Origin of the sequence: Oceanibaculum pacificum, from assembly GCF_001618175.1 — a bacterium.
GTDB lineage: Bacteria > Pseudomonadota > Alphaproteobacteria > Oceanibaculales > Oceanibaculaceae > Oceanibaculum > Oceanibaculum pacificum.
The window spans coordinates 1-7,229 of record NZ_LPXN01000055.1; the positions used below are offsets into that span (position 1 = coordinate 1).

Annotated in this window: 8 protein-coding genes; 3 read left to right on the forward strand and 5 right to left on the reverse strand. The window is 67.7% G+C overall.

The genetic code is table 11. The features are described 5' to 3' along the window. Positions 1–84 precede the first annotated feature (84 nt). From AUP43_RS04310 to AUP43_RS04330, 5 genes are all read right to left on the reverse strand, one after another. Positions 85–1,497 carry a CoA transferase gene (locus AUP43_RS04310; RefSeq protein WP_067553118.1) on the reverse strand — a complete coding sequence of 471 codons (1,413 nt, stop codon included), beginning with the start codon at positions 1,495–1,497 and terminating at the stop codon, positions 85–87. Between the two features lie 2 nt (positions 1,498–1,499). After that, entirely contained in the window at positions 1,500–1,799 is a 300-nt protein-coding gene (locus tag AUP43_RS04315) for a cupin domain-containing protein (RefSeq protein ID WP_067553120.1), read from the reverse strand. Positions 1,800–1,847: 48 nt separating this feature from the next. Beyond that, positions 1,848–2,420, reverse strand: coding sequence for a TMEM165/GDT1 family protein (locus AUP43_RS04320; RefSeq protein WP_067553123.1), 573 nt, complete (start codon positions 2,418–2,420; stop codon positions 1,848–1,850). 265 nt (positions 2,421–2,685) lie between these two features. Then, complete coding sequence (locus AUP43_RS04325) at positions 2,686–3,225, reverse strand: SRPBCC family protein (protein WP_067553125.1); 540 nt, start codon at positions 3,223–3,225, stop codon at positions 2,686–2,688. Further along, on the reverse strand, positions 3,222–3,602 hold the full coding sequence (locus AUP43_RS04330) for an ArsR/SmtB family transcription factor (protein ID WP_067553127.1): 381 nt from the start codon (positions 3,600–3,602) through the stop codon (positions 3,222–3,224). The genes AUP43_RS04325 and AUP43_RS04330 overlap by 4 nt, the downstream gene beginning before the upstream one ends. A gap of 252 nt (positions 3,603–3,854) precedes the next feature. Between AUP43_RS04330 and AUP43_RS04335 the strand changes: the two genes are divergently transcribed. The 3 genes from AUP43_RS04335 to AUP43_RS04345 all read left to right on the forward strand — a co-directional run bounded on the left by AUP43_RS04335 (position 3,855) and on the right by AUP43_RS04345 (position 7,197). Next, positions 3,855–5,234 (forward strand): class II 3-deoxy-7-phosphoheptulonate synthase, encoded by a 1,380-nt coding sequence (locus AUP43_RS04335; protein ID WP_067553129.1) that lies wholly within the window; start codon positions 3,855–3,857, stop codon positions 5,232–5,234. Between the two features lie 98 nt (positions 5,235–5,332). Continuing rightward, on the forward strand, positions 5,333–6,505 hold the full coding sequence (locus AUP43_RS04340; RefSeq protein ID WP_067553131.1) for a nicotinate phosphoribosyltransferase: 1,173 nt from the start codon (positions 5,333–5,335) through the stop codon (positions 6,503–6,505). Then, positions 6,502–7,197 (forward strand): YkgJ family cysteine cluster protein, encoded by a 696-nt coding sequence (locus AUP43_RS04345; protein ID WP_067553132.1) that lies wholly within the window; start codon positions 6,502–6,504, stop codon positions 7,195–7,197. Before AUP43_RS04340 ends, AUP43_RS04345 begins: the two co-directional genes overlap by 4 nt. Positions 7,198–7,229: the final 32 nt, after the last annotated feature.

The following is a 7,229-nucleotide window of genomic DNA, read 5'->3' on the forward strand; positions in this document are numbered from 1 at the left end:
CGGGAATCCAGGGTTCAGCCTGCGCGACGGATATCCAGCAGGCAGATGCGTGGACGGCTTAAGGCGGGGCAAAGCAGAACGCTCTTATTGCCGGCCCTGCCCCGCCCATTGCGCCGCGTGGGTGCCTAGCGGCACCGAGGGGAGATCCCAGCGCGGCGGGGTGTCGGAGAGCAGGCCGGCATGGCGCATGGCAGTCAGGCGGCCGAAGCCGGAGGGGCTGTCCTCCAGCAGGTCGCGCACATCCTCCAGATCCGGGTCGGGGCAGGCGAGGCCGCCGTCGATCCGCCCCAGGCCGCGCAGCCAGTGGCCGGTCTGGGCCAGCGAGACGCGGACGTGCCAGCTGCCGCCCTCCTGCGCCTGGCGGGCCAGGGCCGCCATCGCGCCATAGGCCAGCAGATAGCCCGAGGCATGGTCGAGCGCCTGCGCCGGCAGCGGCTTCGGCCCGTCGATCCCGGCGGCCTCGGCCTCGGCGACATTCAGGCCGGAGGCGGTCTGCACAAGCGAATCGAAGCCGCGCCGGCCGGCCCACGGCCCGTCATGCCCATAGGCCGACAGGCTGACATAGACGATGCCGGGGCGGATCGCCGCCGCCTGTTCCGGGCCGAATCCCAGATCGGCGATGCCGCCGGGGCGGTAGCTCTGCAGCAGCACATCCGCGCCGCGCAGCAATTCGGCGAAGCGCGCCTTGTCGGCGGCCGCGCGCAGATCGAGATGGGCGGCGCGCTTGCCGCGCCCGGTATCGATCGCCAGCGGGGCCATGGCCGGCAGATGCGGGGCGTTGACCAGCAGCACCTCGGCCCCATGCGCGGCCAGCGTGCGGCCGGCGACCGGGCCGGCGATGATGCGCGTCAGCTCCAGCACCCTCACGCCGGAGAGCGGCCGCCGGCCGGGCGGCAGGGGCCGGGGCGGGGCGTCGCCGATCTTCTCCAGGCTCAGCAGCGGCAGGGCGGCTATCGCCCGGCCCTGCGGATGGGCGTCCCAGTCGGCGAAGCTGCGCATGGCGGCCACGACCAGGTTGGCCTCGGCGGCGCGCTGCTCGAAATCCGCCGCCGTCCAGTGCAGCAGCGCCTTGGCCACCGAATCGCGCTCATAGGCGCAGCCCAGGATCGCCAGCACGCCGTCGCGGTGATGCGGGAAGTTGGTGTGCAGTCGCACCCAGCCCCCATCGCCGCAACGATAGGCCCCGGCGATCTTGTCCCACAGCTCCGGCGCGGGTTGGCCGTCGACGCGCAGATAGCGCTCGCTGCGGAATTCGGCGGCGGCGTGGCGCATGTCCACGCTGACCTGCTGCACCGTCTGGGTGCGCAGCCGCCACAGCTCCGCCGCTGCCAGCGCCGCCGCGGCGATGCTGGCCTGCGCCGCCGTGCCGACCGCGAAGGAGGAGGGCAGGACCGGCTCCGCCCCGGTCAGCGCGGCCCGTTCCAACGCTTGGCCCGGCTGTCCGAGGAGGCGCCACAGCCCGGCCAGCGCCTCGGCGGGGGAGGTGGGGGACGGCATGCTCACATCGGCGTCTTGAACTCGATCTCCACGAAGACGATCTCGCGGTCGGTCAGGTTGATGACGTCGTGTTCCACGCCGGACTGGCGGTAATAGGACTGGCCCAGCTTGATCGGACTTTCGAAGGTCTTGCCGTCTTTGTCCTGGATGGTCAGCACGCCGTCGGTCGCCGGGACCACGACGTAATCGTAGCCATGGCGGTGCCAGCCGGTGGCATGGCCCGGGGGAAAGCGCCATTCGGTGACGCAGACGCGCTCATTATCGACCTGGCGGGTCGGGGTCGCCTCGGGGTAGCTGGCCATGCCGGTTCTCCAACTTGTAAAGCAAAGTGATTACTGCGGCTTAGCCTCTCATGGCAGGCTGCCGAAGCCAAGCAGCACGGTGACGCCGATGACCGCGAAAATCGCCGCCGCGGCGCCGTGGATCAGCTTCAGCGGCACATGGCGGGCGGCGGCCTCGCCCAGCAGCACGGCCGGGGTGTTGGCGATCATCATGCCCGCCGTGGTGCCGGCGACGACGGCGAGCAGCGATTCGAAGCGCGCGCCCAGAACCACGGTGGCAATCTGCGTCTTGTCGCCCATCTCCACCAGGAACATGGCGATCAGCGAGGCCATGAAGGCGCTGCGGCCCTTGAAGCGCGGAGCCTCGTCCTCGTCCAGCTTGTCGGGAACGAGCATCCAGGCGGCGACGGCGAGGAAGGAGAGGCCGATGATCCAGCGCAGAATTTCCGGCCCGAACAGGCTGGCGATCCAGGCCCCGGAGATGCCGGCGAGCGCGTGGTTGGCGAGGGTCGCGACGAAAATGCCGAGCAGCACCGCGACGGGCTGGCGGAACCGGACGGCAAGAAGCAGGGCGAGAAGCTGCGTCTTGTCGCCGATCTCGGCGAGCGCGACCACACCGGTCGATACGAGAAAGGCTTCCATTGAAAACATCGAGGGTCGGACGGCGGACGCGCTTCGACATCGTCAGCCCGCCGCCCGACCCGGGTTCGCGGCTGTCGATGCCAAAGGTCTCGCCAAACCGGACTGGCTTCTCGCGCCATGCCGCCCCGTTACCGGTACGGCAAGTCTGTTGACGCGATCTCCCCTCATGCATCCGCCCACTGGACCGGGCGGCGAAGGGGGACGGCTACTCCCCAATGACGCGCCGGACGGTATAGGGGGAGGGAAGGGGTGTCAACGCTGTCGTTCAGGCCGGCAAGCGCCGTTCATATTCCGCCCGCAGGCCGGTCCAGTGATCCCAATGCGGGGCCGGTTGCGTGCCCGCCAGGCGGGCCACCAGAATGTCCAGATGCGCATGCCAGCCGGAGCTGACATTGAGCAGCACGTCATGATTGGGCACCCGGCGGTGGATGATGGTCAGCAGCACCTTGTCGCCCATCCGCTCCAGCTCGAAGGCGACCTCGCCGGTCTGCTTCTCGCCCCAGGTGATGACCAGCCGGCGCGGCGCGTCGCACGCGATGATGGTGCAGGTCATCCGGTGTTCCTCGGACATGTCCGCCGGGCGCTGGCCGGGCGGATCGGTCAGTTCGTCGTTGCGCCAGACGAATTCGACGCTGGTGCCGGGCTGCCGGCCCATGACCCCGGCCGCCAGCCATTGCCGGCGCAGATCGCTTTCCGTCAGATAATCCCAGATGCGCTCGATCGGGCCGGGCAGCAGGCGTTGGATCTTCAGCGTGGCCGGCTCGATCAGCCGGCCATAGGAATCCAGGGTCATCGTATCGGTCATTTTTCGTCTCCTTTATCAGGGGTGGCGGAATCGGGGGTGACGGCCTGGGCATCCTCGTCGCGGAGGAGCTGTTCGAGCACATCCAGCCGGTCGGTCCAGAAGCGTTGATAGAAGCCGAGCCATTCATGCGCGCTGGCCAGCGGCCCGGGTTCGAGGCGGCACAGATGCGTGCGCCCGCGCACCTCGCGGCGGATCAGCCCGGCCTTTTCCAGCGCCTTGATGTGCTTGGACGCCGCCGCCAGTGAGATGGCGAAGGGTTCGGCGAGCTGGCTGATCGTCCGTTCGCCCCCGGCAAGCGCGTGCAGCATGCGCCGCCGCGTGGGATCGCCGAGGGCATGAAAGATGGTGTCGAGTGGGGAAGTTTGATATTCAACCATACGGTTAAATATGATGGGGTGCTCTCAGATAGTCAACCACTTTGTTGAATGTTGCCGCAGATGCGCGCGGAGCGTCGAATCCGTTACAAGGCCAGCCCCGTCATGCCGGCCCTGCGCCCGGGAAATGCCGTTTTTCTGGCATGGCTGGCTTGACGCTGCTAAACAGGACAACCCACTTTGTGGATAAGTGCCGCTGGTGCGGCAAACGAATGGAATGGGAGCGGAGATCGTTCCGCCGCGGGAGTATTGAAGATGGCCGAGAAATGGACGCCTGAGTCCTGGCGCACGATGCCGATCCAGCAGGTGCCCGCCTATCCGGACGAGGCAGCCCTGAAGGATGCCGAGCAGCAGCTTTCGGTCTATCCCCCGCTGGTTTTTGCCGGCGAGGCTCGGAACCTTACGAAGGCGCTGGCCAAGGTGTCGGAAGGCAAGGCTTTCCTGCTGCAGGGCGGCGATTGCGCCGAGAGCTTCAAGGAATTCCATCCGAACAATATCCGCGACACCTTCAAGGTGATGCTGCAGATGGCGGTCGTGCTGACCTTCGGCGGCGCCGTGCCGGTGGTGAAGGTCGGCCGCATGGCCGGCCAGTTCGCCAAGCCGCGCTCGTCCGGCACGGAGGAGATTGGCGGCGTGTCGCTGCCGAGCTACCGGGGCGACATCATCAACGGCATGGAGTTCGAGGAGGCCGCGCGCCAGCCCGACCCGCAGCGCATGCTGCGCGCCTATAACCAGGCGGCGTCGACGCTGAACCTGCTGCGCGCCTTCAGCCAGGGCGGCTTCGCCGATCTGCATTCGGTGCATCGCTGGAATCTGGGCTTCGTGGAGCGCAGCCCGCAGGGCGAGCGCTATGCCGAGATCGCCGACCGCATCGACGAGGCGCTGGACTTCATGGAGGCCTGCGGCATTACCGCCGACAGCGTGCCGCAGATGCGCGAGACCGATTTCTACACCTCGCACGAAGCGCTGCTGCTGCCCTATGAGCAGGCGATGACCCGCGTCGATTCGACCTCGGGCGACTGGTACGACACCTCGGCCCACATGATCTGGATCGGCGACCGCACCCGCCAGACGGACGGCGCGCATGTTGAATTCTGCCGGGGGGTGAAGAACCCGATCGGCCTGAAATGCGGCCCCAGCCTGCCGACCGACGATCTGCTGCGGCTGATCGACGTGCTGAACCCGGCGAACGAGCCGGGCCGGCTGACGCTGATCGCCCGCATGGGCCACGACAAGGTGGAAAAGCACCTGCCGCCGCTGATCCGCGCGGTCGAGCGCGAGGGCCGCAAGGTGGTCTGGTCGTCCGACCCGATGCATGGCAACACGATCAAATCCTCGACCGGCTATAAGACCCGGCCGGTGGACCAGATCCTGACCGAGGTGCGGCGCTTCTTCGACGTGCACCGCGCCGAGGGCACCCATGCCGGCGGCGTGCATTTCGAGATGACCGGCCAGGATGTCACCGAATGCATCGGCGGCGCCCAGGCGATCACCGAGGAAGCCTTGCAGGATCGCTACCACACCCATTGCGATCCGCGCCTCAATGCCTCGCAGGCGCTGGAACTGTCCTTCCTTTTGGCCGCGGAGCTGAAGGAAGCGCGGGCCAGCATCAGGCGGGTCCAGGCGGCGCAGTAAGCTGTTGCGCAACAGGCCCGTCCCGGTCTCGCCGGGGCGGGCCAAGCATTTAGGGAGATGGTTGGCGCCGTCGTAGAAACGGCCGGCCATGGAGGATGATGCAGCCCGAGCTGAACGCGATCCCGCAGCTTACCGACAAATATTTCCTGAAAAGCAAGGAAGTGGTCCGCCGCTTCGGCGATGCCCGCGTTACCTATGGCGTCTTCATGCGCCGCCCGGTGACCTTCGCCCCCCGCCTGGCGGTCGACTGGCTGAACGCGGTGGCCCAGGCGCGCGGCACCAGCTTCGACATCAAGCTGAACTTCAAGGAAGGCAGCTGGGTCGGCGCGGGCGATCCGATGCTGTACATCACCGGCTCCTTCTTCCACCTGGTCGATCTGGAGACGATATTCCTGCAGAAGATCGGCGCGGCCTGCGTGGCCGCCTATAACGCCTACACCGTCTGCTCCGACCTGCCGAAGGTCGCCTTCCTGGCGATGGATGCGCGCCATTGCGCCGGGCAGGAGATGATGGAACTGATGGCCTATGGCGCTTCCGTCGGCTCGGAGAAGGCGAAGAAGAAGGTCGGCGCCATCGGCTTCGTCGGTAACGCGACCGACGCGACGGCGCATTTCTTCGGCCAGTCCCAGGGGCTGGGCACCATGCCGCACGCGCTGATCGGCTATGCCGGCTCCACCGTGCGCGCCGCCGAGATGCTGCACGAAGCCTTCCCCGAGGAGCCGATGACCGTGCTGGTCGATTATTACGGCCAGGAGATCACCGACGCGCTGGAGGTCTGCCGCCGTTTCCCCGACCTTGCCGCCGCCGGCCGGCTGGGCGTGCGACTCGACACCCATGGCGGCCGGCATGTCGAGGGGCTGGACATGGCGCAGAGCTATGCCGTGCTGGACCGCAATTGCCCGCAGGCGATCCGCGGCTACCGCACCGAGCAGGAGCTGCGCTACCTGATCGGCACCGGTGTTTCCGCCGCCGCCATCTGGTATATGCGCGAACAGCTCGACAAGGCTGGCTTCCGCAAGGTGAAGATCGTCGCCTCCAGCGGCTTCTCCCCGGCCAAATGCCGCATGATGGCGGCCTCCGAGGCCCCGGTCGACGTGATCGGCACCGGCTCCTACCTGCCGGAAAAATGGAGCGAGACCTACGCCACCGCCGACATCATCGCCTATGACGGCAAGCCGATGGTGAAGCTGGGCCGCGAATTCCTGACCCAGCGCTGGGAGGAGATGCAGCGCACCGCCGACATCGTGCAGGTCGAGCCGGAAAAGGCATGAGCACGTCGATGAAGGATGTGCTGGACCAGCTGTCCAGCGCGATCCGCGACAGCTGCAGCCAGTTGCCGCAGAACCGCTCGCCGGCCATGGTCTATGCGCTGGCGGAAGGGGCGGCCGATATCCATGATGGCGGCGTCCTGCATCTGCTGCCCTCGCTGCCGCCGGAACGCGAGATCGCCTGCACCGCCGGCTGCGACCATTGCTGCCATCTGCCCGTGGTGACGGATTCGCTGTCCGTACTGCGGCTGGCGCATTACATCCGCAGCAGCTTTTCGCCGGAAGCCATCGCCACGCTGCGCGCCCGCATCCAGGCGCGCCGGGCGCAGATGGCCCCGCTGGACCGCAGCGCCAAGCGGCGCTTCCGCCAGGCCTGTCCGCTGCTGCAGGACGGCCAGTGCGTCGCCTATGACGCCAGGCCGCTGATCTGCCGCAGCTTCAATTCCTTCGACGCCGAAGCCTGTCGTCAGGAAATCCGCGAGACCGGCGTCGATTACCAGATCGACGGCTATCCGATCCCCTTCGCCATCGGCGGCGCATTGACCCGCGGCATGGTCGAGGGGCTGGAGCGCGCCGGCTACGAGGATGCGCCGCTCGACCTGGCCGCCGCCCTGGGCATCGCCCTGGCGCGGCCCGACGCGGCCGAGGCCTGGCTGGCCGGCGAGGATATCTTCGCCGACGCGCATATCGATTGAGGCGGCGGCCGTGTCCTTCGAGACGCCTGCTG